We start from the raw sequence: 23,351 nt of genomic DNA on the forward strand, positions 1-23,351 counted from the left end.
GCAGTCAGCGGTCTTCGCGGGTGTGCCACAGGCGCAGCAGGTAAATGGTAGAGCCTGCGATCTCATAACGCATTTCATAATGGCCGACCTGAATTCGGCGCACATCCCGTGGCTCGAACTCTTCAAGGCGTTCGCCTATGCGCGGGTTGGCCAGCAGCGTGGTCGGCGCAGCCGTGAGTTGCTGTACTGTCCGTGCGGCAGCAGGCTGATTCACCGCCGCCAGAAACTCGTACAGCCGGGCAATGTCGGAAAGCGCCTTGTTTGTCCACTTCAACTCCATCAGCGCGGTACCGGCAACGGAGTGTCGGTGCTGAGACTATCAGCCCAGGCCTGGACGGCTTGGTGGTCAATCACGCGACCTGCGTCCACATCGGCCATGGCCTCGCGGGTCAGGCGACTGCGTTCTTCTTCCTGATCTATCCAGGCGGACAGTGCCTGTTTGACGATCCAGTTCTTGGAGCGCTCCAGGCGCTCAGCCATCAAATCGACTTTTTCGGCAAGCTGCACTGGGACGTGGGCTGTCACGGATCGGGTTTTCGCGGTGGTTGCCATGGTGGGGTTACTCCTGATCAATTGGCGGTACAAGGTGGATGCTCTGCCGGCGTTCAGTAACAGCGGCCTCCGATGCCATCCGGCGCAGCGTCACGGCATCTGCGCTGGCCTGGCACGAACCGGCCTCATCACCATTAGTCTTGAGCTTGTTGGCCTGCCACTCCGATGCTTCAGCGGCGGCAAACAGCGACTTGGAAAGTGTCGTCTTTTGGCGAGCCTTCTGATTCAGAGTCTGCGCGCCGTTCTGACGCTCAATAACCTGCGCGGCCTCGCTGGCGGTACTGCGTAAGTCGGCACGAGCGATATCGAAGCGCCCATCGGCTTTGCTGACTACAGGGTTTTCAAGGCAGGTTTGCATGGTGTCCACTGCTGATAGCAGCTTGTCGATTTGCTGCAACAGCTCGGTTCGTTCTTGGTCGTTGTTCATTCGGCGTTACTTCTTCTTGAATTTGATATCGCCGGAGCCGGCAACAGAGTGATCGCGGATCGGAGGGTTACCTCGGATTACGATATCGCCAGATCCCGCCACACGGGCCTTCACGGAGTTGCTGACATAGGCGTCGATGTCGCCGGAGCCGACCACCGACAGTTTGGCGGACGTGGCCACCAGCTCACTGGCGTCCACATCGCCGGAACCGGCTACCTCGGCGTCAAGAAGGTCAACGCGGCCAAAGGCCGTGATGTCCCCCGAACCCTGGACGCCGAGATCGAGGACGGTCTGCTGAAGGTCGTACAGGGTCACGTCGCCACTGCCCTTGATACGGATGCTCGGCGCTTCAGGCAGCGCGATGCCGACGATGCAGCGACCATGGCCCAAAACAACACCTCCAACCGTGCCATTGAACTGCATGGTAACGCCGCCCTGGCGGCCACCGACATAGATGGTGCCACCGGCCATATTGATACCGGAGCCCGATACATGAATGCTGCCACCAGCGCCGCTGATGGAGACGCCTTCCTGCTCGATAACCAACTTGCCACCCTCGAAGCGGGTCTTGATGTTGCGAATGGCGTCCTGGTTCTCCCCAGCCACGACCAGGTGCGCTACCGGCGAGCGGAAGAACACCACGTCCACCGCACCCTTGACCACGATCTTGCTCACGGAGCGCATCAGGCGCTCTTCCTTCTCATAGTTCGCGGCGCGTTCCCAGGCGGAGTCGCGGCGGTTGTCATCCGGAATAGTCAACGGGCTGGATTGGGTCATTGCTCTATCCTCGACGATTCATTTCGCGCACATCTGCGCATAGACGATTTATAGTTAATCATAATGAATAATAGCACAGCGTCAAGTGCAGGTGTCAGTCTGGGCTATACCCTAACCTGATGTCAGGACGCTATAGGACAAGCCGTCAGGTTAGAGCCTTGTATTGATTTTATTGACACGTGCTATCAAAGGTCATAGATTTCAGCCTTACACAATTTGCCAGGGGGGCGGTTTTCGCGCCTGAAAAACCCGAGAAAAAAGGAATAGAGATGAAAAATGTGAATCTCGTAGACGTCTGCGAAAATGCCAAACGCATTTTGCTTGAAGATCCCACCAGTACCGAAAATCGCGCTGCAATTGAAGTCCTGGCCAGCTACGCCCAAGCTGCAGAATCCGGGGAGCTGAACCCTGAAAGACTTGGCGGTTTTTTACATGGCTTAGCGACAGTTGGCACTATCACGACAACTGCTTGGATTGACTTAAAAGAGCAGCTAGTTCCGACTGTGGGTTAATTGAATTCGCGGCGGGGACCGCAGACACTTCGGTCAAGGCAGTAAAGATCGAGGAGCCCCACTGCACCACATGTACTAACCAACGGGAAAAAGACCTAAAGATGAATGAATTGAAAAATGCAATTCGCAATATGCAGCTACCACGCATCAACAGCCTGATAAATGGGTGTTTTGAACGCCAGTTAGACGGTGTGCCTTACGATGGCTATTACTACGGTGTGGCCTTCGGGATCATCTCCACATTGGCCGATGCGGAAATTATCAGCCTTGAAGAGTACAGGGATTTTAAGCAGCAGCTGATTGATGCCTGCGGTCGTGAACACCCTCATATTTGACAGTTGTCATGATCGTCGATCACCAACATTGTGCCTTGTCCTATGGCGATTAGATAACCCCCGAGAGTTCTAGGAATTGGCGCGGCACTGCCGCCCAGGTACACCCCAAGCCCCGGCCTAAAACCGGGGCCGAGGCCGTAAAGAGAGGCGCGATTTTCGCGTCCATCACGTCGAGGGAATGGCCCATGTCGTTTGAACACGTTGAAAAGGTTGTACAGGTCCGCGATCAAAATTCGGCGAATGAGCGGTTGGCTGCTGGTTGGTCGCTTCTCGCAATCGTGCCGGGCTTCGATAACGGCTGTGCGTATACCAACTTTGTACTGGGTAAGCCTGCCACCGTGAAGAACACCCAAGCAATGACTGTGACCCTGGACGCGAATGCGGTCGAAGCTCTGTCGCGTTACCGGCAGGCGCTGTCGGCTTTCGAGGCGGTAGGTCATGGTACTGACGAAGGCGCCGATTTGTTCCTGGCCACGGAACGAGCCGCCGAGGACCTGGGCAAGCAAATTGCCGTTTTGGCACCTGAAGCCGCCGAAAGCTGACCGGCCTTGGCAAACACAACGGAACTCACGGGAAATCGCCAATGATTATCAGCGGTCAGACCGAAACAATGTTGATCGAGCGCGCTGCCTCTAAATTTTCTGGCAGCCGAGGCAGCTTGGTGTCAGCGGCCAAACGTGAGCTTCGCACTGCTGGCAGCTGGAAAGATGAAGTCCGACTGGACGTTTGGATGAACAAGCCATTCGTAGGTTCGCGCTGTGCCCGTTTGCTTCATGGCGTACCGTCGCCACGGTTTTGGGCTTCACCAGTTAAAAATATCGTGCGAATGCCTGCGAAGGATGTTGTCTATTTTTTTGATCCGCACAATCTCACTGAAGCCATACCCGAACTGTACCGTGAGGAGGATCTAGCCCATTGGCTGGAGGGCTTTTCATCAATTCGGTTTGAAGATCAGCTGATTAAGGCTTTGACCGAGCACACAGCTCATGTGCAGGCCAGGGCCCCGCATTGGCCTAAAGACCTTGTTCATCGGGTAATAGCAGGGCATGCCGCGCAAATTGATAGGCACGCATGGTTTACCAAACAGTCCTCCATGACCCTGGCAAACGCGGCGCCTGTTTGGCGACCAGACGCAGCACGATAGGAAAACAACATGCCAAGCAAATCTGAACCGACCCTAATGGCGTCGTACAACTCTAGGACGGCAGATAAGTTTGTAGTGCGCCTGCCGGATGGGCTGCGTGGACGTATCAGCGAAGCGGCAGAAAACAATCACCGAAGCATGAATGGTGAAATTGTCGCGCGAATTGATGGCTCGCTGGATCTTGAGCGTAAATACGAGGAGATGCGGCAACTGAACAACTTTCTGAATCAAAAGATTGCAATTCTTGAGGCAGCAGCACAGCCATAAGGGAAATTCCCGCCCAGGTACACACCAAACCTCGCCGTCAACGCGGGGTTGGATCAGTAGGAGAGGCGCGGTTTGACCAGTCACTCCCAAACCCCGGACTAAATCGCCATGAAGCCGAAGGATCAGAACATGACAATCAACCTCGCCGAGCTGGAATGCTCCAGCGGTTTATTGCCTAAGCGTTTTGCACGAGCCATTCGGTCGCTAAGGCTGCAAGGTTATCTCCGCCGCGTGACGCCTTTGCCCGAGCTGCCCGCCCAGATCCTGGAAATGCGGCCTGGTCGAAAAACAGAGGAATGATATGAACTTGCTACAGCGGATTATTGGCATTCGGGGATACGCACTGCTTCGACGCCAGATTTTTTGCCGCCTCGGGCTGCACGGCCCGAAGAACGGGCCCGATGGCAAACCCGGCAATGTGTGCTGCTGGGGGTGTGGTCTGGTCTACAACCAGGCCATGTGGAAAGAGTTCATCGTCACTCTCAAGGACGGTCAGGAATACCTGGTGAAAGCCACCAACGAGTATCACGCGGGTTCGGTTGTCGTTTATGGAAACTTCAATGGCAAGCCACTCAGAATTGACGGCCACACCGGTAAGCCTTTTGGGTGCGAAGTGAAGGTTCATCGCGAGAACATCGCAAGTGTTCACCTCACGCCAATCTGTTAACGGAAGCAGTGCGATGCCAACGATTGCAGCGCGGCTGAAAACGGAACGCAAGCGCCTGAATCTCACGCAGGCGGCTATGGCCAGTCTTTGCGGCATCTCTCGTGAAGTCTGGTGTCGCTATGAGCAGGGCAACGGTTTACCAGGTGCCGATGTATTACAAGCCTTCTTGAAGGCTGGTGGAAACGTCCACTTTGTCCTCTCGGGTGATTTCCCAGTAGAGGAAGCCTTGCTGCTTGAGCGATTCCGGGCCTGCCCGAAGTTGCTGCAAGACGCCATCCTTCGAGCACTGAAAACAGAACACTGAACCTAAGGCTTCGTATCCCATGAGTATTGGTAAAAACCTGAAGCGCTTGCGCGAAGTCAAAGGACTCACACAGCAGCATGTGTGGGAAGCCGCCGGTATCAGCAAGTCGAGCTACACGTCCTACGAGGCAGGTCGCGGTATCCCTTCTGCTGAAAAAGTTGTGAGCCTGGCACAAGTGCTTGGAGTGACCACCGACGAACTGCTGCTCGATCCAGCAACAATGGATCTGTCTCAGGATCTGGCGCCCATTTTGAAACGCTTTGACGCTCTTCCACCCGAGCTGAGAAGGCAGGCCAGAATTGCTTTAAAAGGAGTGTTGTACGGGTATGAGCAAGAAGCGCTGCTGACCATTGAAAACCGCTAGGAGACCGTCATGGCGACCTTCACTGAAGATGAAAAGAGTCAATGCATCGCACTCGTGCGCAACGAAATTGAAGACCTGCGCGCACAGTCTGGCTTGGTCGAAATCCATGGGCAACGCATGTATACGACAGGCCTGATGACCGGCTTGCTGGCAGCTGGTGTATTGGCGAGTGAAGAGTTTCGTGAACTGTCCGAAGCAATCCAGTTGGCTGGTCGAGAAGCGGCGAATGCCGCGTCTGGTCAGTAATCATCGACCTAGCCTAGGGAGGCACCTTGCAGGGACAACGTATCGGTTATGTCCGGGTCAGTAGCTACGACCAGAACCCGGAACGCCAACTAGAACAAACCGAGGTGAGCAAGCTATTCACCGACAAGGCCTCTGGCAAGGATACCCAGCGTCCGCAACTGGAGGCCATGCTCGGCTTCGTCCGCGAGGGTGACACCGTTGTGGTACACAGCATGGATCGCTTGGCCCGTAACCTGGATGACCTGCGGCGCCTGGTGCAAAAGCTGACCAAGCGCGGCGTGCGTATCGAGTTCCTGAAGGAAGGCCTGGTGTTCACCGGTGACGATTCGCCTATGGCCAACCTGATGTTGTCGGTCATGGGAGCCTTCGCTGAGTTCGAGCGAGCGCTCATTCGCGAGCGGCAGCGCGAGGGCATCGCCCTGGCCAAGCAACGCGGCGCTTACCGGGGCCGCAAGAAGGCTCTGTCCGATGAACAGACCGTCGCAGTCCGGCAGCGCGCCGCTGCCGGCGAACCGAAAGCCCAGTTGGCCCGTGAGTTCGGTATAAGTAGGGAAACCCTCTACCAGTACCTTCGCACGGATGACTGACACATGCCCCGTCGCTCGATCCTCTCGGCCAGTGAGCGCGATACCCTGCTTGCACTGCCGGACAGCCAAGACGACCTGATCCGCTATTACACCTTCAACGAGTCCGACCTGTCGCTGATCCGTCAGCGACGGGGTGATGCCAATCGCCTCGGCTTTGCCGTGCAACTTTGTCTGGAGCCAACCGGAGGGTCTACCGCGCTTTGATCGAGCCGCTGAGTCAACAACATCGGAACAAGCTCGACGAACTACTGACCCTCAAGGCTGGCAGCAACAGCACCTGGTTGACCTGGCTACGCCAGTCACCGCTAAAACCGAATTCGCGGCACATGATGGAGCACATCGAACGGCTGAAGATCTTCCAACTGGTGGCCCTGCCCGAAGGGCTCGACCGGCACATCCACCAGAACCGGCTGCTCAAGCTGGCCCGTGAGGGTGGGCAGATGACACCTCAGGATCTGGGCAAGTTCGAGAACGAACGGCGCTACGCGACCTTGGCGGCCGTGGTGCTGGAAAGCACCGCGACGGTGACCGATGAACTAGTCGATCTGCACGACCGCATCCTGATCAAGCTGTTCAGCAGCGCCAAGAACAAGCATCAGCAGCAGTTCCAGAAACAGGGCAAGGCGATCAACGACAAGGTGCGCCTGTACTCGAAAATAGGTCAGGCCTTGTTGGAGGCCAAAGCGTCGGGTGACGATCCGTTCGCCGCCATCGAGGCGGTCATCCCCTGGGAAGAATTCGCCCAGAGCGTGACCGATGCCGAGCTGCTGGCACGCCCCGAGACGTTCGACCATTTGCACCTGGTCAGCGAGAACTTCAACACGCTTCGCCGCTACACCCTGGCCTTTCTGGAGGCGCTTCAGCTACGGGCCGCACCGGCAGCACAACGCGTGCTGGATGCCATCCAGCAGCTGCGCGAGATGAACGCAGACAACTTGCGCAAGGTGCCGTCAGACGCACCGACCGCCTTCATCAAGCCGCGCTGGAAACCGCTGGTGATCACGCCGGAGGGCATTGACCGACGCTTTTACGAGATCTGCGCCTTGTCCGAGCTGAAAAACGCGCTGCGCTCCGGCGATATCTGGGTCAAGGGCTCACGGCAGTTCCGCGACTTTGAAGATTACCTGCTACCACCCGCGAAGTTTGCTGCACTCAAGAAGGAACAAGCGCTGCCATTGGCGATCAACCCCAACAGCGACCAGTACCTGGAAGAGCGCTTACAGCTGCTGAATGAGCAACTGGCGACCGTCGCCAAACTGGCCAAGGACAACGAGTTACCCGACGCAATCCTCACCGAGTCCGGACTGAAGATCACCCCGCTGGATGCGGCGGTACCGGACACCGCCCAGGCGCTGATCGACAAGACCAGTCAGCTGTTGCCGCGCATCAAAATCACCGAACTGCTGATGGATGTGGATGAGTGGACAGGCTTTACCCGCCACTTTACCCACCTGAAGGATGGTGCCCAGGCCAAGGATCGAACGCTGCTGCTATCGGCGATCCTCGGCGATGCCATCAACATCGGCTTGACCAAAATGGCCGAGTCGAGTCCGGGTATGACCTACGCCAAGCTATCTTGGCTGCAAGCCTGGCACATCCGCGACGAAACCTACTCGGCGGCCCTGGCCGAACTGGTCAACAGCCAGTTCAACCACACCTTTGCTGCCAACTGGGGAGACGGCACCACCTCATCCTCCGATGGGCAGCGCTTTCGTGCAGGCGGTCGAGGCGAGAGCACCGGGCACGTCAACCCGAAGTACGGCAACGAACCGGGCCGACTGTTCTACACCCATATCTCCGACCAGTACGCGCCGTTCAGCACTCGCGTGGTGAATGTCGGCGTGCGGGACTCGACCTACGTGCTCGATGGTCTGCTGTATCACGAGTCGGATCTGCGGATCGAGGAGCACTACACCGACACCGCGGGCTTCACCGATCACGTCTTCGCGCTGATGCACCTGCTGGGTTTTCGCTTTGCGCCGCGCATCCGCGACCTGGGCGAAACCAAGCTGTATGTCCCACAAAGTGTCCAGGACTATCCGACACTTCGCCCAATGATCGGCGGCACGCTGAACATCAAGCACGTCCGCGCTCACTGGGATGAGATTTTGCGTCTGGCCGCGTCGATCAAGCAGGGCACCGTTACCGCCTCGTTGATGCTGCGCAAGCTGGGCAGCTATCCACGTCAGAACGGCCTGGCCGTGGCCCTGCGGGACCTGGGCCGGATTGAGCGCACACTGTTCATCCTGGACTGGCTGCAAAGTGTCGAGCTGCGCCGTCGTGTGCATGCGGGCCTGAACAAGGGCGAGGCGCGCAACGCCCTGGCCAGGGCGGTGTTTTTCAACCGCCTTGGAGAAATCAGGGATCGGAGCTTCGAACAGCAGCGCTACCGGGCCAGCGGCCTCAACCTGGTAACAGCTGCTATCGTACTGTGGAATACGGTCTACCTGGAACGCGCCACCCAAGGGCTGGCTGACGGCGGAAAGCCGGTGAATACCGACCTGTATCAGTACCTGTCGCCGCTGGGCTGGGAGCACGTCAACCTGACCGGCGACTACGTCTGGCGACAGAGCCGAAGGCTGGAAGACGGGAAGTGCCGACCATTGCGAAAGCTATAAGCAATAACCACTCTAAAAACAGCCAGTTACGAGCCAAATGAGTGAAATTTCCCTTTATCTCGGCATGGCTTCGTCATAGATCAACAGCAGGAGCACCAAAGTGTCGAATGGAGATCGCCTCTTTCGGGGGCCTGAAAGTCACGCTGCGGAAAAGCTAACTAGGGAGGCACTAGCCCCCTTCCTGAATGATCGAGGCTACGTTGTCATTGCCGACGAGCGAATTCCAACGGGCGTGGCCACTCAGCAGTTCATCAGTATCCGCACTCCTGATGGCCAGGTACTGAGCATGCGCGTCCGACTGTGCTGGAGGCGCGACGGACGAAATCCCAACGAAAAGAAGTACGCAGCGGCTCAGTTGGCGGCACACCTGCGGCAGGGTGGATGGGATGCTACGCTGGAACACATCGTCTCCCGAGACACGAAGCGCGGGCTCACTCACAATTTGCTCGTGCAGCGTGACGAAGACGCCATCATCTTCGCAGCGCTCATTCCTATCGAAAGCCTCCATGCCATCTGGAACCGTCAGCGCGAGGTCAGCGATGACCTGCAACGCCGTGGGTTGAAGGGGCGGGCCAAGAAGAATCACGCTCAGAACGGCACTAGCCCGACCGTGTGGTTGCAAGATGACCGGACACCTGACGGACACGAAGTGGCCGATGCATTGTGGCAGTGGCCGGGTGTGATCGACTTAGCCAAGCTCACTCCCCATGTAGTGGAGTCGGTAGTGGTCGACGATACCTACGACGACTGCCCAGCTCCAAACTACTCGACTCTGGGTCGGGATGAAGGCGAGCGCGTGCCCGTGCTTCGCTCGGAGGTTCGTCGCGATCCCCACGTACGTCGAGCGGTACTCGAAAGGGCCGGGTTTGCGTGCGAGCGTGAGGATTGTGGCAAACGCCGGGACTTCCCTGGCTTCTTGGATGTTCATCACATCTTAGGGGCCGAGAAGTCAGACCGTGTATACAACTGTGTGGCCCTGTGCCCGTGCTGTCACCGCGAAGCACATTTTGCGCCATACGCCGATGACCTCAACAAGCAGCTACTTACTTACGCCAAGAGGTTCGGCTGAACCGCTGCGCAGCGTGAGGGACCATGCAGCCCCCCCCATTTGTATCTGGGTCAACGCCATATCGTTTACACCTGTGGGGCCAAGGGGGTAAGCGGCGGCAGGCAGTCCTTAAACTTTGTCTGGATGACTCGCATCGGGTTGATGCAGCAGTCATTGCCGGTGAGGATCGCCGCGAGCATGCCGGTCATGGTCATCAAGCCGTTGGAGTTCTGCAGGGCTTGCAGTACGAGTTGGGCTGGATAGCCTTCTAAGTGCCGCCGCAGCGGGTGAATGCCGCTGTGCACATAGGAATTCATCGCCGACCAGGAAATGTCTTTAAACTGGATCAGCATGGATGAGGCACCTGCCGGGGCCTTCTTCACGATAGCCTCTATCATCTCCCCAACCTGGGGGAGTTTATTGGCGACCCGCGCGCTTTCCTCTGTCAGTGGTGCCATGAGCTTTTGGATGGCCAGGTCACTCGCAGCGTACAGCATCCACATCGCCCTGGTGAGAGCTTCAAACTGGAGGCGCAGCGTCGACATCGCGGTGGTCGGACTGCCATGCTCGAACAGGATGCGTAGTGCCTGTGCGTGTTCTAGGGCGACTCCACAGGCAACCATCGAAGCCTCAAACCGCTCGCCGGGATGTGTGGGGACGTCTTCGAGCAGTCGCAGGATCTCGTCCTGTAGATCAGCCGAGCGGGTGAGCATCTCCTCAAGTGTCATATCGGACTTCCCTGATGCGGTATTGAAGGAGTTCGGAGTTGAGGCAATCCAGCCCCACACCATTGAGGCACTGATCTGAACTGATGAGAGTAGGTCATCTCGCGGGTTAAGGAAGACGAGTAGCCAACTGCCAAGTGGCCTCCATCTCTTTCATCGCTTTGTTCTTTTGGAGTTGGAGGCGCTCATGCGCTGCGTGGACAAGCACTCTCACCTCCCCAAAGCGTGCAGCAGCCGATATAAGTGCTTTGCAGGGGCCCATGTTGGGTATGACATCTCCAGGTTTGACGGTGGACGTGCCAAGGCAGTTACCATTGAAGTCCATCATTCGGATGTTGAGAGATGCCTCTTCCCGGGTCATATCCTCAATTGCCGTATCGATCGAGTCTCCGGTATTCCGGATTGCGGGCTCGGAGGCGGAGATTTGTGCCAATACAGCCTCGGCTTGAGCTCTCTGCGCACCGTTAAGATGCTGAGCAAAATGCAGCCTGTCCCTGATATCGTTGCTTGCGCGAGTGAAGTAAGAAATGAAGCGGGGAGTATCGTCGATTTGCTTTCTGGCTTTCTTCACATAGGCATTCAGCGCCTCTTCGAGAGCCAACGCGGACCGGTCCAAGGTTTCGACCTGATCAGTCCGTAACTTCTCAGTTTTGATCGACTGGCCGGCCTGTGCCAATCTTTCAGCTTCAGAGTTGAAGTCAGCGACACTGCCGCGCGCGAAATGAGCTTTGGCGACCGCGCCAGCGCTGCCAACCAGATTTAGCTCCAAAGCTGATGCGGTGACCGTTCCGCTGAAATTCTGACTGATTGGGAGACCGGCCAAGGATACAGCGAGCGTCAGACTCTCACCATCAACGACTCCACTCACGTTTGTCATCGATGTTTCTATCCCGCCACTGCTTTTGAGAGCTATGTGCTGCCAGGTTCCTACGATCTTTCCGTCCTGGGCCTGAGTAAGTTGCAAGAGCTCAGCGCTTGATGAGTCTTTGGCCACGTAACTACCTGAAATTGAGCGGTCAAAGCACGCCGAAAGCGATATCACGATGGACATGATAACTAGAATGCGTGCCGGGCTTCCCATTCCATTCCCTCCCCCTAGACAGAACCAGTATAGGGGCTGCTGGAGCAGCCTCAAGGCGTACGATTTTTCTTAGCGTACGATTTTTTCCGAATTCTGTAGGCACCCCTACTAGACGTACTCCGGACGGCGGCTTCTCCTGTGCTCGGCATTATCGTTGTTACTTTGTTAATGTTCATAGTGACATTCGCTCTCGCACGGACAATGACGAAATAAAAGGTATTTTTGAGCATCTGCGGCGTTGGGCAAAAGGTCTGAAACGACAAACCATGGTTCTATGGTTCTGTTACCAGCATCCTCAAACCCCATGGCTGCCTAAGTGGATTTCAGTTTTTGTGGTGGCTTACGCGCTGAGCCCAATCGATCTCATTCCAGATTTCATCCCGATATTGGGCTATCTGGACGACGTAATCATTTTGCCACTCGGCATCCTGCTCGCCATCAGGCTGATGCCCCCTTCGGTGCTTGAAGAAAGTCAGCTGAAAGCAAGTGAGTGGGAGAAAAATGATGCGAGGCGCCCTGTGAACAGGATCGCTGCGGTAATCATCATTCTGGTCTGGATGGCCGCGGTGGTAAGTACAGGGTTGGCTTTCGTTCACTACTGAGCAAATGCTGGGAAGCACAGCGCCAGTCATCTGCAACAAAACTCTTCAGTGGCACATTGACTGGCATCTGTCGTAAAAGCGAAGGCAAGTCGAATAGCGCCAGAAGTGGTGCTTGATGAGGTGGCCGACGCGATCAGAGCGCTGCAAGGACCGGTCGATATCTAGCATCTAATGTACGGTGCATTCGCTCATGCAGGTCACGGCCATTACCTCGGAACGCCCAGGAGAATAGTGCATCGCCAAAATCTCGTCCTTGTGCAGCTCTTGACTAGTCCTGATAGCCAGGAGCAAGTGCTGCCAAAGGAGCCAGGTATTTAGAACCCGCCTGTAAGCATGAACATAAAGCAGAAATATCCTCTTGGAGGGCGATCGCCTGTTCCCAAATACTGTCGACATCACTGGTAGCGACAGTGAGGGGGAAACCTTCCAGTACCGTCATGGCCATGGCATGCAGGCGTAAGAAGTCTTCTCGAATGCTACCGACCCCTCCGATTTCAGCAAGGCAGGCATCCAGCCGGTCGACCAAGTTGAGCAACTGAGAGGTGTCGTAGCTTGCACGCAGAGAGTCGAGTACCTTGGCATCGACGTCCCCATAGGGTGTCACGCGGAACGAAGCTGGCGGGATGTGCATCAGTTCGTCTCCTCAACTTTATTATTGGGCATCTGTTGCGCACGCATTGAGCCCGCTGCCTGCTGGAAAATGGAATCCTTGATCCAGGGTTCCGGTGGGCGTTTGAGTTTCAGGTTGAACTCCCCAAAGCGTTTGACATTACTGGTCAGGTAGGGACTGAGAAATGATACGTCGTCGTCAGTGAACTGCCAGCCATCACGGGCGAGCTTCTGCAGGATGCGCATCATGTCGACGGTGTTCTGCAAGATCACCGAGGAGGCAATCATATCGTTGTAGCGCAAGCGCTTCTGTTGCTCATCTGGATCGTTCTCGGCGATTACATCGCCGCCAAAGGACAGCCACTTTGAGAAACCGTTGTAGGACTCGATCTTGTTGGTATTGGCGGTTACTTCTTGGCGCAACTCACGATTGCCAATCCATTTGAGCAGGAAAATGGTCCGGATCACACATCCCAGCTCCTGCGCTGCATGGTAGAGCTTGTTGCGCCGACTATAAGAACCGAGTTTACGCAGCAGCATTGGCGAGGATATTTTGCCGGCCTGAATCGACAGCGCCACCTGCATCAGATCCTGCCAATGGGTCTCTATCTGGCTCCAGTTGACGGTATCAGTGAAGAGGCTGTTGATGTGTTTGTACTTGGCCGAGCGATCGGGCCGATACATGACCAGGTTGCGCCAGTTGCGGATGCGAGGCATTAGATTGATGCCCAGTAGATGGGTAAATGCAAACACCGTCGCAGACTGGCCTTGAGTGTCTGAATAAACCGTATCGACTTCAACACTATGATCCGCTTTCAGCAAGCCCTCGATGACATAGATAGCCTCCCAGATGCCCGGTGGGATAAAGTGCTGAAAGACCGCGATGTAGTTATTTGCCACATGTCGATAGGCGACCGCGCCCATCTTTCGATAACGGAAATGGTAGCCGGCGAGCAAGTTTTCATCGTAGAAGTCGAATTGAGTCCCGTCGGCCGCGACCGCTTTGCCGTCACCCCAGAGCTTGGGCAGATCGAGCTGGAGATAGAGTTCGACCAACTCCCGGTTGGCCTTATCCAGCTTGTCGAGTGGCAGGTGCCGACGATTGGTGTAAGACAGCATGTGTGGAGTCACGTTACCCGCCAGGTGGCGAGCGGCCTGGTTCGGTCCTAGGTTGCAGCCCATGGCGAAGATCGTCATCAGGTAGCGCTCGGCCGGTTCCTTCAGCTTGGGATCGCTGCCGGACATCGGCCCGAAATGGCGGGTGAACTGAATCCAGTGTTCGATGTTGGCTATGATGTCGAGCACATGCCTGGCAGGCATACGCTGAGTGATCGCCGCTTGTAGCGAGATCGCTGAAGGCGGGATGTCACGGGCGACTACGCGGCGCAGCACCGGTTCTCCTGCCTCATTAATCGACACGTCGCCACGGCAACTGGGAAATTTGTCATCCAGTTGCTGAGCGGTACTCTCAAGTTGCTCCTTCAAGCTGGCGACAAACTCTTTGGCGGTACTCGGCAGGCCAACCTTTTCGCAGTACTCCGGTAGACGCACCAGACACTCATCCCACGGCAGTAACTGTTTGCGGTAGTCAGCAAACGACTCCGAGCCTAGTACACAGATATCGCCAGAGCGAAGTTCGTTGGCCAGATGGGAAAACACGCAGACTTCAAGGAAGCGCCGGTTGGTCGATGGCCCTTCGCTGGGGGCGCGACGGACAACTTTAATCCAGCGATCCGAGGCGAACGACAAATCTACATGCTCGTCGACCCACTCCCTATGCAGGTTTTCGTTGTCTTGGACCAACTGCAGAGCGTCGATCAGCGAGCGATCCTGGGTTGTTGGCTCCAGTTGCAACAGGTGACTCAGGCGGAACAGCAATGATCGATGGGACTTGAAGTGCCTCCAGAGTAGCGGGAGATAGTTACTGCCGCCCGTAGCCTGGACTTCGGCACAGGCCTCGCGAAGGTGATCAAGGTTTCCCTCGGGGGACAGATACTCGCGAATCAAGCTGCCGGCTTCCTGATCACTTGGCTCTTGGCTGAGAATCTGAATCACACCATCCAAGGTGGCCACGAGCAACTCTAGTTTTTTGCGCTGACGTAGCTGGATTTGCTCCAACTCATCCTTGGCTCGCTTGTGGATAGTAGCGATTCGCTTGATGAACATCTCAGCAAGGTGATCACGTGCTCGTACACGCATGAGGTAGATCAGAGCCAGCATCAAGGTGTAGCGCTTTGGAAGCGAACAATCCTTAAGTTCAGAAACATCTGCTTTCTCCGCTTGATTCGCAAAAAACCAAATTTTGGTATCAACGATTCCCTCAAAGATGGCGTCGAGATCACCGAACCCCTCCAACCAGCTTAAGTGATCGATCAGTATCTCCAAGTGTTTGCGAGAAGGTTTCTTGGGGACCTGCTTCAGGGCATTAAAGTCGCTTTGGCGACGACCGAAATCGGTGTCTAGTAGCTCTCTGAGACGGTAGATCACATCAATCGGCGCTCTGTCGACGACTCGATTGAAAATCTTTTCCTGGAGAGCAAATTGGGCGTCTTCAGCCGCGTCATTGAGCGTCGAGTAGGCCGGCAGTTCGTAGCCTCGCTCAAGCAGTTCGCCAATCAGGACATTGATGATGTCAACGCGCTGATCAAGGACCACTACCGCATCGTGGGCAGCTTCCATCGCAATTTTTAGGGCATCGCTCCCATAAAACGGGGTGATTTGTAGATATTGGCGAATAGCTGTTTGATGACGGTACAGGGTACGGGGATTCGCATAGCGAGGATCTATGCGCGCCCCGTAATTCAGACAAGACCTGACATGATTAACGATTTCAGCTGGAATCTCCTCGATACTAGGGAAGTAATGCAGCTGTTGGAATGCCTTAAGCAGAACGGCTAACCCAATGGTAAGAGCAGGGCTTTTAGCCGTTCTAGAGAGCCATTCGAGCTCAGATTCTGTGAGCGAATAGCTCTGATGAAGTTCTTTCGACGACAGATTGGCTGGCAGCTTCGGATAGGCTGTCCGCTCCAGAGAGGCCATGGAGTTCGTCCCTCAAGAAAAAGCAAAAGCCTCAGCATAGACGGCTAAACTCGGGACGAGGGAAGGCAACACAGCAAAAAAATTAAACCCAAGCTATATCATAAGGTTACAGAACGAATGTCCTAATTTTCCTTTATCTCGGCATGACCCCAGGTACTGCCGGCACTGATCGAGTCGGCGGTGCTGACGGCGGCCGAGTGGGTCTCTGGCTACGAGGTCAGGATCTGCACCGCCAGCGACGGCAGCGACCATGTCGAGGTGTCGATGGTGGCGGGTATCGGCGAGCGTTCGGTGGACGAGGTACAGGAGCAGATGGCCGGCCATTTCGGCACCTCGGTCCAGCTGCAACTGGAGCAGAGCCTGGATCCGCGGACCGAGACCGGTGCCTACATTTCCTGGAAGCACGCACGTATCCGCGATCAACGGGAGCCAGCCCTGTGAGCGCATTGCAACCCATCCCCATGTGGCGCGTGGAGCAGCGTGAAATCGCCGATGCGGCGCCGGTCGCCCAGGTGCGTCGTGGCCTGCTGGGGCTCTATCCATGTCCGGCGCTGTTCGAGACCGGTGCGGGTTTTCTGCCGGTCGACGGCAACCAGACCACCTTCATGATCGACCTGCTATTGGAGCTCAAGCTGGTCAATGGCGCCTGGCAGCTGTCCGCCAGCGCGCCCTTCCAGTGGGCCCTGGCCGCTTGCGAACGGCTGCTGGACGACCCGCAGTCGAGCCTGGGCGAACGCCTGCGGCGGGTAGCGCAGACCCTGGCCCTGCCGGAAGGTTTTCCCCTGGTGCTGGCCCTGGGCTACAGCGCTGCGCGCTTCGTCGAACACCTGCCGGGGATGGCCATCGAGCAGGATGTGCCGGAGGTGGTGGTGCGGGTCTACCGGCATATCGTCCGCTACGAAGACCCCCAGGGTCCGGCGCGGATCGACGTACTCAAGGCCGGGGCCAGCGATGGAGCGGACCTTGAAGCCCTGCTCGCGGTGCTTCGCCAGCCGCCGGCGGCACCGCTGCCTGGCCTGGCCATGGAAACCGCGGTGGTCGAGGACGTCACCGATCGCGAGGCGTTCTGCGCGGCTGTTTCCCGGGCCAAGGAGTACATCCGCGCCGGTGACATCTACCAGGTGCAGTTGTGCCGTCGGGCCGTCTCCAACGCGGCGATTGCCCCGGTGGACCTCTACGAACGCCTGGCGTCGGTCAATCCGGCGCCCTACATGTACTACCTGGACCTTACCGATCTGCACGTCGTGTCATCCAGTCCGGAGCTGATGATCCGCCTCCAGGACGGTGTGGCCCAGGTCCGGCCGATCGCCGGCACCATGAGTCGGGAGGACCAGCGCGGCAGTCCGCTGGACAAGATCCCCAAGGAAGCCGCCGAGCACCTGATGCTGGTGGATCTGGCGCGCAACGACCTGGCCCGTTGCGCAGTTCCCGGGGGCGTACACGTGAGCTCGTTCATGCAGCAGGACACCTATGGCTCCCTGCTGCACCTGGTCTCCACGGTGGAGACCAGGGTGCGCGAGCACTGCGATGTCTGGGACCTGATCATGGCCAACTTCCCGGCGGGCACCATGACCGGAGCCCCCAAGGTCCGGGCAATGGAAATCATCGCCGAGCTGGAAGGCACCGCTCGCGGGCTGTACACCGGTTGTGCCGGCTACATCACCGGGGCCAACAGCGCGGTGCTCGCCCTGACGATCCGTACCATCGTCGGCAATGCCGGGCGCTATGTATTGCAGTCCGCCGCGGGAGTCGTCGCCGACTCCCAGGCCGAGGATGAATGGAATGAGGCGGGAGCGAAGATCAAGTCGTTTTCCCGAGCGATGGGAGCCAGCGCATGAGAGTGATGCTAATCGACGCCTTCGACAGCTTTGTGCATGTCATCGAGCAGTACTACTCGGCCGCGGGTGCAGAAACCAGGGTCGTCCGCGTCAACGACGACCCCATCGCCCAGTATCGACAGTGGCAACCGCAGTTACTGGTCCTGGGCCCAGGTCCGGGCACGCCGGAGGATCATGGTTACCCGCAGATAATTCGTGCGATGGATGAACGGCAGGCTATCTTTGGTGTCTGCCTGGGGCACCAGGCACTTGGCGAACATTTCGGTTGGAAGCTCACACGTGCGCCCACCGCCGAACATGGCAAGTACGCCCAGGTCCACCATGACGGACAGGGCATTTTCCAGGATGTGCCCTCGGCCGTCACCGTGGTGCGTTATCACTCGCTGGCAATCACCGACCCGGGCACGACAACCTCGCTAATGGCCACGGCCTACACGGACGATGGCGTGAACATGGCGGCGCGACACCGTACCCGGCCGATCGAAAGCGTGCAGTTTCACCCCGAGAGCATTGGCACCGACTACGGGATTCAAATGATCCGTAACTCATTGGCCCTGGCCAACGTCAACGCCCTGGGCTGAACGCTCGTGAAAAAAGCCTTGGGTACCGGCCGGACGCCGGCCGACACCCATTAAATCTAAGGATTGGATAAACATGACTCACACACCCGCGAATGCAACGCTCAATGAAAAACGATGGCAGGCACTGGCTGTCATCTCGATCATCCAGCTGATACTGCTGCTGGATGCCACCGTGGTGAACGTGGCCCTGCCACGGATCAAGCACGAGCTGGGACTCACGGATGGGTCCCTGACCTGGGTAGTCAATGCCTACCTCATCACCGCCGGATCGCTGTTGCTGCTGGGCGGGCGGATCGGCGACGCCTTTGGGGTGCGCCGCACCTTCCAGGTCGGCGTAGTGATTTTTGGCGCATTTTCCTTGCTGGCGACCTTCGCCGAAGATGCCACCGTGCTGATCCTCAGCCGGGCCGGGCAAGGGGTCGGTGAAGCCCTGGCTTCGGCCACCGGGCTGGCCATGGTGTCGCTGCTGTTTCCCGCAGGTCCCGAGCGCGGCAAGGCGTTTGGCATCTGGGCGGCACTCGGCGGCCTGGGCTCGATCATCGGCGTACTGCTGTCCGGCGTACTGACGCACTATCTGTCGTGGCGCTGGGTGTTCGGGGTCAACGTACCGGTCGTCATGCTGCTGATCCTGGCTAGCACGGTGATGATTCCCAAGTTCACCCACCGCAGTTCCACCCGGCTGGACCTGGGCAACGCACTGATCCTGGTGGTGGCCGTCGCCGCGACCGTCATGGCCGTGATGGGCTCCGGCATCGAGCACCTGCCCGGACAGCGCGTGGCGCTCCTGGTGCTGGGCTTGCTGGGTATCGCCCTGGTACTGCGTCGTTGCAAGCGCTCGGAGAACGGCATTATTCCCGCACGCCTGATGACCCGCTCTCCCCGCCTGGCCGGCTACGCCATAGTGGCCATCCTGGCAGCGACCTCCGGCGCCCTGTTCTACTTGGGGGTACTCTTGCTGCAAGACTACCTCGGCCTGAGCCCGATGCAGACTGGCCTGGCCTGGCTGCCCTTCTGCCTGGGTTTCTTCCCCGGCATCTTCCTTTCGCAGTTCGTCATGCAGCGCTGGAACCCGCAGACAGCAGCCGTTGTCGGCCTGGCAACCTCGGCGCTGGGTTTCGCACTGTTCGCCTTCGGCGTACCCCTGCATAGCTACTGGCTGGGAATGCTCCCGGCCATGCTGGTCACCTCCATCGGCTTCGGTTGTGTCGCACCGGTCGCTCAGTCGTTGGCCACCAGCGACCTGAGCGAGGCGGACGCCGGTGCCGGGTCGGGTATCACCACCACCATCCAGCAGTTGTTCCAGGTGTTCGGGGTCACCCTGCTGGCTGCCGTGGCCCTGGCTGTCTCCGACAGCAGTGGAGTGCCGACCATCGCGGCCAATGGTTTCGTCAGCGCTTTCGCCCTGTCGGCCCTGGCGATGATCGGTGGTGCCATGCTGATCTGGGCCGGCCGCAATGCCCTGGCTCTCGAGCCGGCCCCATCGAGCCCCCAGCCGTAGGTTATCGTCATGCATCAGAACTACCTGATCCCCCCCTTCAAGGGACCCCTCACGGCGCTTTCCAGCGTCGCGGGGCTGCGGGAAAAATGGACCGGGGCGATGCTTGACCAGACAGGGCGCGCCTATTCCGGCGCGCTGCGTCTGGACTTCAGCGCGCAGTGTTGCCAGGAACAAGTATTCGACGCCGTGGCCCAGACCCTGGCCCGGCATCCGATCCTGGCGGCCCGATTCGACATCGAAGGCGAACAACTGGTCGGTCGAGCCCCCAGCGAACAGGCATTGCGCCAAGCCTTGCGCGAGCAATTGGGCAAGGTGCAGGCCGCAGTCACCGACCAGGACTTCCTGGCCTACCGGGCCAGGCAAGCCGCTGAGCCCGGGCTGCGCATCGCCTCGGCGGTAGAGGAGGCTGGCCTGCACATCTGGATCGGCTTCTGGATCTATACCTGCGATGGCGCGTCGATCGACCTGCTGCTGGAGGATATCGCCCGGCATTACCTGGGCCAGCCCCCGGTATCTTGCACTGCCTGGAACGACTATTGCCGGACGCAGCACCTGCCGGAGCAGCCAGCAAGCGCGGCGCAACAGCTCGAGATCTACCCCGGGACGGGGCCCTACGGGCTCGATGCACTGCGCACTAAAGGCAGTGGCGGCATGGGGCGCATGCAGAGCCTGAAGTTCACCTCTGACGTACCGCGCAGCAGGGTCCTGGACTATGCCAGGGCCCAGCGCGTGACGCCGTTCGTGCTGCTGTTGGCCATCTACCAACGGGCAATCAGTGCAGTCAGCGGCGTCGCCACCGTGGTGACCGGCGTCCCCTTCGCCAATCGTCCGGGAGCCGCGGCCCAGACACTGGTGGGGCCCTTGTCCAACACCATCCCGGTCAGCACCCGGCATGAGCCCGGCGAGCCATTGGCAGCCGTGATCAAGCGCGTGCAGCGGGCGGTGATCAATGCCGCGGCTCGTCAGGACATAGAACCGGCAGCCTTGTACCCCGAGGGCATGTCTGCGCGTACCGCCGGCTTCGAACTGCCGTTTCCCCAGCTGTTCAACGCCTGGAACTCACGCAGCGAAGGCAGCCGCATCGCCCTGGGCGACAACCAGTGGATGAGCCTGCGGCTATTGCCCAACGACACCTGCCGCGTGGCTTTCGAAATCACCCTGGATGAGCACACCGAGCACATTTCAGGGCGGATCGACATGGACGCCGCAGCCTATGGCGAACATGCAGGACAGGTCATCGAACAGATGATCCGCGACCTGCAGGGCATCCCCGGCGATTGATCTGAAAAGCTTGTAGACAGGCACCGACAAGAGCGCGGTTCGAACAGACCCGCGATCTTGTCGGATGGCCTGTATGCCCCATTTCCAGAGCCCAATCCTGTCGGGACAGTACCGCACTGGCAGCGTATGGCCGCCGGCACCGAGGCTCTAAGTTCGTCCGCGGCAACTGACTACCCCGCCCCCCTGAACCTCATTTCATGCCGCGACCTACCCTATGTCATGACCACGACAAGCTATCTGGCCTATGATACCGATGTCACACCCGTCCAGAAAAAACCGAACATCACAATTAGCGAGGAAATAGATGCAGCCCCATAAGTGGGCCAACCATATCTTGCAAAGAGAACAACAAACCTAAGAAGTGAAAACGATGTAATCGTGATCGCAAGAACTATTACAGTAAAACAATAAATTCCCGCGATCGTTGCCCCAAAATTGGAAAAAATCTCGTGTGTCGTCAACATGAGTACGCTGCCTAAAAAGCCACCCAGCGCTTGCTCACCCAGAAAGCCCGAAACCACTGGAAATGTAATAGGTACCTCATAATCCGGTAAGGCAAGGAAGTTAGAGAACCAGGTTTCTCCGGCCGCTTCGATCCACCTCCTTGCGAAAGGAAGCCACAATATAAAGCCCCCCAGGGCGCTGATCATGACCGCCGAAAACACATAAACTGGTTCGTGATCAAATAGATAGAGTTGAAGATAGACAACATCCAGGAGTGCCACAAAAACCAAAACAACCCCCGCAATCAAGAGCTCCCACCCTCCATAAACGCCATCTATATGTTGCTCGCTCTCGCTGTCACCCTTCGACTCCGACTTCATTTCGCTCATTTTTGCCTGCCCACTATTCACGTTGACGGTTATTTGTATTAAAGATGTACGATTAAGTTAAAGTTCAAAACTAAATTTTAACTGGGTAACGCTCCAGGTTGAGAGGGTAACTTTGGACTCTGCGTAGCCGCCTGGCTTTGTCAGGTACACTAGTGGGGCTAGATGCATGATCACCGGCCCGATAGCACATTATCAAAGTCGAACTTGTGATTGTGGTACATCTGAGACATAGTGCCCCCCCTGCTAGCGAAGTTTTCGGGTAGTACTTGTCCGAATAGTAGTGGGAGTGAGTTATGAGCAGTTTCACAAAAAGCATGCGAAAATTGCTGCAACGATTTCAACCGACAATGATGCTTGGCAACTGTGTTACACCGCCGCCTGAACCTGATCCTCTGGCGCTAGTACAACCTCCGATACCTCATTGTTAGTAATACCGAAAGGAATGTGGACGGATGGAGCAACTTCGCTAGTCGATTTAAGGTGCCCGGATTGGTCATCGAAGAAAATGTGCGGTTTCAATACGCCCAAAATTTTGCCTTTCTCGATACCACCCAGGAAGAAAGCGTCATTGGCCATGACGCCCCAGCTCTTGAGCGTATTCATCGCACGCTCATGAGACGGAGCATTGCGAGCCGTGACGATCGAGACTCGTATGCGGTTTTCGTATTTAGGATTGAGCTTTTTGTGCTTCTCTTCGACCGTTTGGATCTTGGATATCCGCACCATGAATTCCTTCAGCGGCCCAGGGTTGTGGGGCTGCATAACGTTCTTGACTTCATGGGCATGAAACTCTGTCAGCCCAGAAGACTGCATGATCGATTCAGATTCATCGCCGGCGAGTACGCCATCAAAGTCGAATGCGATACGCAGGGTTTTGTCAGCTTCATCGTCTTCGAATTTTGAATCGAGCACCTGCCCGGCCGGATACCCCGCCTTAATCGCACCCTCCACGTCTTTTTTCTCACCAGACAAAAACAGAGCGATATTCAGTGCAGGGATGTACTCATACGGGGATTTTCCTTGCATGAAAATCGCTCTTGTCATCCCAAGTCCATAGTGCTCGATTGTCTTCAGTACGCGTAGCCCGGTGTCAGGATCATTTCGCGAGAGAAGGATCACCTCCACCAGCGGATCTGTAGGGTCGGCGCTGAGGTCATTCACCGACAAGAGACGTTTGATGAAGGGGAACGCTATCCCCTTTGGTAAAGGGACGTGGAGGTTTTCTTGCTGAAACTTTCGGTACTCCTCCTCTCCCTGACTCTGAAACACCGCGTCCGATGCCACCAGATCAAACACAGCGCTGGAAGCCACGCCAATCACCAAGCGGTTTTCTAACTCGTAGGGCATTGGAACCTCTCTCGATGCCTTTGAACGCAAACTTTGACGGGCACCGAACATGCCGATCGATTTTGTGAG

At 57.3% G+C, this 23,351-nt stretch carries 27 protein-coding genes and 2 pseudogenes; 19 read left to right on the forward strand and 10 right to left on the reverse strand.

Annotation, left to right across the window (positions count from 1 at the left end; all coding sequences use genetic code 11):
* Positions 1 to 4: 4 nt before the first annotated feature.
* The 4 genes from ACTJKT_RS01355 to ACTJKT_RS01370 are packed head-to-tail and all read right to left on the reverse strand — an operon-like array spanning position 5 to position 1,756.
* The gene (locus ACTJKT_RS01355) at positions 5 to 280 is read right to left on the reverse strand and encodes a type II toxin-antitoxin system RelE/ParE family toxin (RefSeq protein ID WP_440785890.1); all 276 of its coding nucleotides are present in this window, start codon (positions 278 to 280) and stop codon (positions 5 to 7) included.
* Complete coding sequence (locus ACTJKT_RS01360) at positions 280 to 552, reverse strand: CopG family ribbon-helix-helix protein (protein ID WP_440785891.1); 273 nt, start codon at positions 550 to 552, stop codon at positions 280 to 282. The genes ACTJKT_RS01355 and ACTJKT_RS01360 overlap by 1 nt, the downstream gene beginning before the upstream one ends.
* Positions 553 to 559: 7 nt before the next feature.
* A complete protein-coding gene (locus ACTJKT_RS01365; protein WP_440785892.1) occupies positions 560 to 979 on the reverse strand; it encodes a hypothetical protein in 420 nt (139 codons plus the stop codon).
* Between the two features lie 6 nt (positions 980 to 985).
* Positions 986 to 1,756, reverse strand: coding sequence for a GIN domain-containing protein (locus ACTJKT_RS01370; protein WP_440785893.1), 771 nt, complete (start codon positions 1,754 to 1,756; stop codon positions 986 to 988).
* 269 nt (positions 1,757 to 2,025) lie between these two features.
* Here ACTJKT_RS01370 and ACTJKT_RS01375 point away from each other — a divergent pair, with 269 nt between their 5' ends.
* The 13 genes and pseudogenes from ACTJKT_RS01375 to ACTJKT_RS01435 all read left to right on the forward strand — a co-directional run bounded on the left by ACTJKT_RS01375 (position 2,026) and on the right by ACTJKT_RS01435 (position 9,869).
* Complete coding sequence (locus ACTJKT_RS01375) at positions 2,026 to 2,268, forward strand: hypothetical protein (protein WP_440785894.1); 243 nt, start codon at positions 2,026 to 2,028, stop codon at positions 2,266 to 2,268.
* Between the two features lie 101 nt (positions 2,269 to 2,369).
* Positions 2,370 to 2,603 (forward strand): hypothetical protein, encoded by a 234-nt coding sequence (locus tag ACTJKT_RS01380; protein WP_440785895.1) that lies wholly within the window; start codon positions 2,370 to 2,372, stop codon positions 2,601 to 2,603.
* Between the two features lie 185 nt (positions 2,604 to 2,788).
* Positions 2,789 to 3,145 (forward strand): hypothetical protein, encoded by a 357-nt coding sequence (locus ACTJKT_RS01385; protein ID WP_440785896.1) that lies wholly within the window; start codon positions 2,789 to 2,791, stop codon positions 3,143 to 3,145.
* A 41-nt stretch (positions 3,146 to 3,186) separates the two neighbouring features.
* Positions 3,187 to 3,747: a hypothetical protein gene (locus ACTJKT_RS01390; RefSeq protein ID WP_440785897.1), complete on the forward strand. Its 561-nt coding sequence runs from the start codon at positions 3,187 to 3,189 to the stop codon at positions 3,745 to 3,747.
* A 9-nt stretch (positions 3,748 to 3,756) separates the two neighbouring features.
* Positions 3,757 to 3,924, forward strand: a pseudogene (locus ACTJKT_RS01395) (Arc family DNA-binding protein); the annotation flags it as partial.
* A 219-nt stretch (positions 3,925 to 4,143) separates the two neighbouring features.
* On the forward strand, positions 4,144 to 4,314 hold the full coding sequence (locus tag ACTJKT_RS01400) for a hypothetical protein (protein WP_440785898.1): 171 nt from the start codon (positions 4,144 to 4,146) through the stop codon (positions 4,312 to 4,314).
* A 1-nt stretch (position 4,315) separates the two neighbouring features.
* On the forward strand, positions 4,316 to 4,681 hold the full coding sequence (locus tag ACTJKT_RS01405) for a hypothetical protein (protein ID WP_440785899.1): 366 nt from the start codon (positions 4,316 to 4,318) through the stop codon (positions 4,679 to 4,681).
* A gap of 13 nt (positions 4,682 to 4,694) precedes the next feature.
* Positions 4,695 to 4,985 (forward strand): helix-turn-helix domain-containing protein, encoded by a 291-nt coding sequence (locus tag ACTJKT_RS01410; RefSeq protein WP_440785900.1) that lies wholly within the window; start codon positions 4,695 to 4,697, stop codon positions 4,983 to 4,985.
* Positions 4,986 to 5,004: 19 nt separating this feature from the next.
* Entirely contained in the window at positions 5,005 to 5,349 is a 345-nt protein-coding gene (locus ACTJKT_RS01415; protein ID WP_440785901.1) for a helix-turn-helix domain-containing protein, read from the forward strand.
* A gap of 9 nt (positions 5,350 to 5,358) precedes the next feature.
* The gene (locus tag ACTJKT_RS01420; RefSeq protein ID WP_440785902.1) at positions 5,359 to 5,595 is read left to right on the forward strand and encodes a hypothetical protein; all 237 of its coding nucleotides are present in this window, start codon (positions 5,359 to 5,361) and stop codon (positions 5,593 to 5,595) included.
* A 26-nt stretch (positions 5,596 to 5,621) separates the two neighbouring features.
* Positions 5,622 to 6,182: a recombinase family protein gene (locus ACTJKT_RS01425; protein ID WP_440785903.1), complete on the forward strand. Its 561-nt coding sequence runs from the start codon at positions 5,622 to 5,624 to the stop codon at positions 6,180 to 6,182.
* 3 nt (positions 6,183 to 6,185) lie between these two features.
* Positions 6,186 to 8,800: pseudogene (locus ACTJKT_RS01430) on the forward strand (Tn3 family transposase).
* Positions 8,801 to 8,900: 100 nt separating this feature from the next.
* A complete protein-coding gene (locus tag ACTJKT_RS01435) occupies positions 8,901 to 9,869 on the forward strand; it encodes an HNH endonuclease (RefSeq protein WP_440785904.1) in 969 nt (322 codons plus the stop codon).
* Positions 9,870 to 9,934: 65 nt separating this feature from the next.
* On the opposite strand, the gene ACTJKT_RS01440 is transcribed toward ACTJKT_RS01435, so the two are convergent.
* Complete coding sequence (locus ACTJKT_RS01440; RefSeq protein ID WP_440785905.1) at positions 9,935 to 10,576, reverse strand: DUF6988 family protein; 642 nt, start codon at positions 10,574 to 10,576, stop codon at positions 9,935 to 9,937.
* Between the two features lie 106 nt (positions 10,577 to 10,682).
* Entirely contained in the window at positions 10,683 to 11,654 is a 972-nt protein-coding gene (locus tag ACTJKT_RS01445) for a hypothetical protein (RefSeq protein ID WP_440785906.1), read from the reverse strand.
* 266 nt (positions 11,655 to 11,920) lie between these two features.
* Between ACTJKT_RS01445 and ACTJKT_RS01450 the strand changes: the two genes are divergently transcribed.
* Positions 11,921 to 12,256 carry a YkvA family protein gene (locus ACTJKT_RS01450; protein ID WP_440785907.1) on the forward strand — a complete coding sequence of 112 codons (336 nt, stop codon included), beginning with the start codon at positions 11,921 to 11,923 and terminating at the stop codon, positions 12,254 to 12,256.
* Between the two features lie 268 nt (positions 12,257 to 12,524).
* Here the strand turns inward: ACTJKT_RS01450 and tnpC are convergent, their stop codons facing one another.
* Entirely contained in the window at positions 12,525 to 12,887 is a 363-nt protein-coding gene (gene tnpC, locus ACTJKT_RS01455; protein ID WP_440785908.1) for a Tn3 family transposase post-transcriptional regulator TnpC, read from the reverse strand.
* Positions 12,887 to 15,904: a Tn3 family transposase gene (locus tag ACTJKT_RS01460; RefSeq protein WP_440785909.1), complete on the reverse strand. Its 3,018-nt coding sequence runs from the start codon at positions 15,902 to 15,904 to the stop codon at positions 12,887 to 12,889. The genes tnpC and ACTJKT_RS01460 overlap by 1 nt, the downstream gene beginning before the upstream one ends.
* A gap of 180 nt (positions 15,905 to 16,084) precedes the next feature.
* Between ACTJKT_RS01460 and ACTJKT_RS01465 the strand changes: the two genes are divergently transcribed.
* The 5 genes from ACTJKT_RS01465 to ACTJKT_RS01485 all read left to right on the forward strand — a co-directional run bounded on the left by ACTJKT_RS01465 (position 16,085) and on the right by ACTJKT_RS01485 (position 21,102).
* A complete protein-coding gene (locus ACTJKT_RS01465) occupies positions 16,085 to 16,345 on the forward strand; it encodes a hypothetical protein (RefSeq protein WP_440785910.1) in 261 nt (86 codons plus the stop codon).
* Positions 16,342 to 17,742: an anthranilate synthase component I family protein gene (locus ACTJKT_RS01470; protein ID WP_440785911.1), complete on the forward strand. Its 1,401-nt coding sequence runs from the start codon at positions 16,342 to 16,344 to the stop codon at positions 17,740 to 17,742. The genes ACTJKT_RS01465 and ACTJKT_RS01470 overlap by 4 nt, the downstream gene beginning before the upstream one ends.
* Positions 17,739 to 18,323 (forward strand): aminodeoxychorismate/anthranilate synthase component II, encoded by a 585-nt coding sequence (locus tag ACTJKT_RS01475; RefSeq protein ID WP_440785912.1) that lies wholly within the window; start codon positions 17,739 to 17,741, stop codon positions 18,321 to 18,323. The genes ACTJKT_RS01470 and ACTJKT_RS01475 overlap by 4 nt, the downstream gene beginning before the upstream one ends.
* Before the next feature lie 73 nt (positions 18,324 to 18,396).
* The gene (locus ACTJKT_RS01480) at positions 18,397 to 19,821 is read left to right on the forward strand and encodes an MFS transporter (RefSeq protein WP_440785913.1); all 1,425 of its coding nucleotides are present in this window, start codon (positions 18,397 to 18,399) and stop codon (positions 19,819 to 19,821) included.
* Positions 19,822 to 19,920: 99 nt separating this feature from the next.
* Entirely contained in the window at positions 19,921 to 21,102 is a 1,182-nt protein-coding gene (locus ACTJKT_RS01485; protein WP_440785914.1) for a condensation domain-containing protein, read from the forward strand.
* Positions 21,103 to 21,344: 242 nt separating this feature from the next.
* On the opposite strand, the gene ACTJKT_RS01490 is transcribed toward ACTJKT_RS01485, so the two are convergent.
* Both ACTJKT_RS01490 and ACTJKT_RS01495 read right to left on the reverse strand, forming a co-directional pair.
* A complete protein-coding gene (locus ACTJKT_RS01490; RefSeq protein ID WP_440785915.1) occupies positions 21,345 to 21,935 on the reverse strand; it encodes a hypothetical protein in 591 nt (196 codons plus the stop codon).
* A 366-nt stretch (positions 21,936 to 22,301) separates the two neighbouring features.
* Positions 22,302 to 23,282 (reverse strand): 5'-nucleotidase, encoded by a 981-nt coding sequence (locus tag ACTJKT_RS01495; RefSeq protein WP_307951032.1) that lies wholly within the window; start codon positions 23,280 to 23,282, stop codon positions 22,302 to 22,304.
* Positions 23,283 to 23,351 lie beyond the last annotated feature (69 nt).

The sequence above is a fragment of the Pseudomonas sp. 22526 genome, assembly GCF_052044735.1.
Classification (GTDB): Bacteria; Pseudomonadota; Gammaproteobacteria; order Pseudomonadales; family Pseudomonadaceae; genus Aquipseudomonas; species Aquipseudomonas piscium.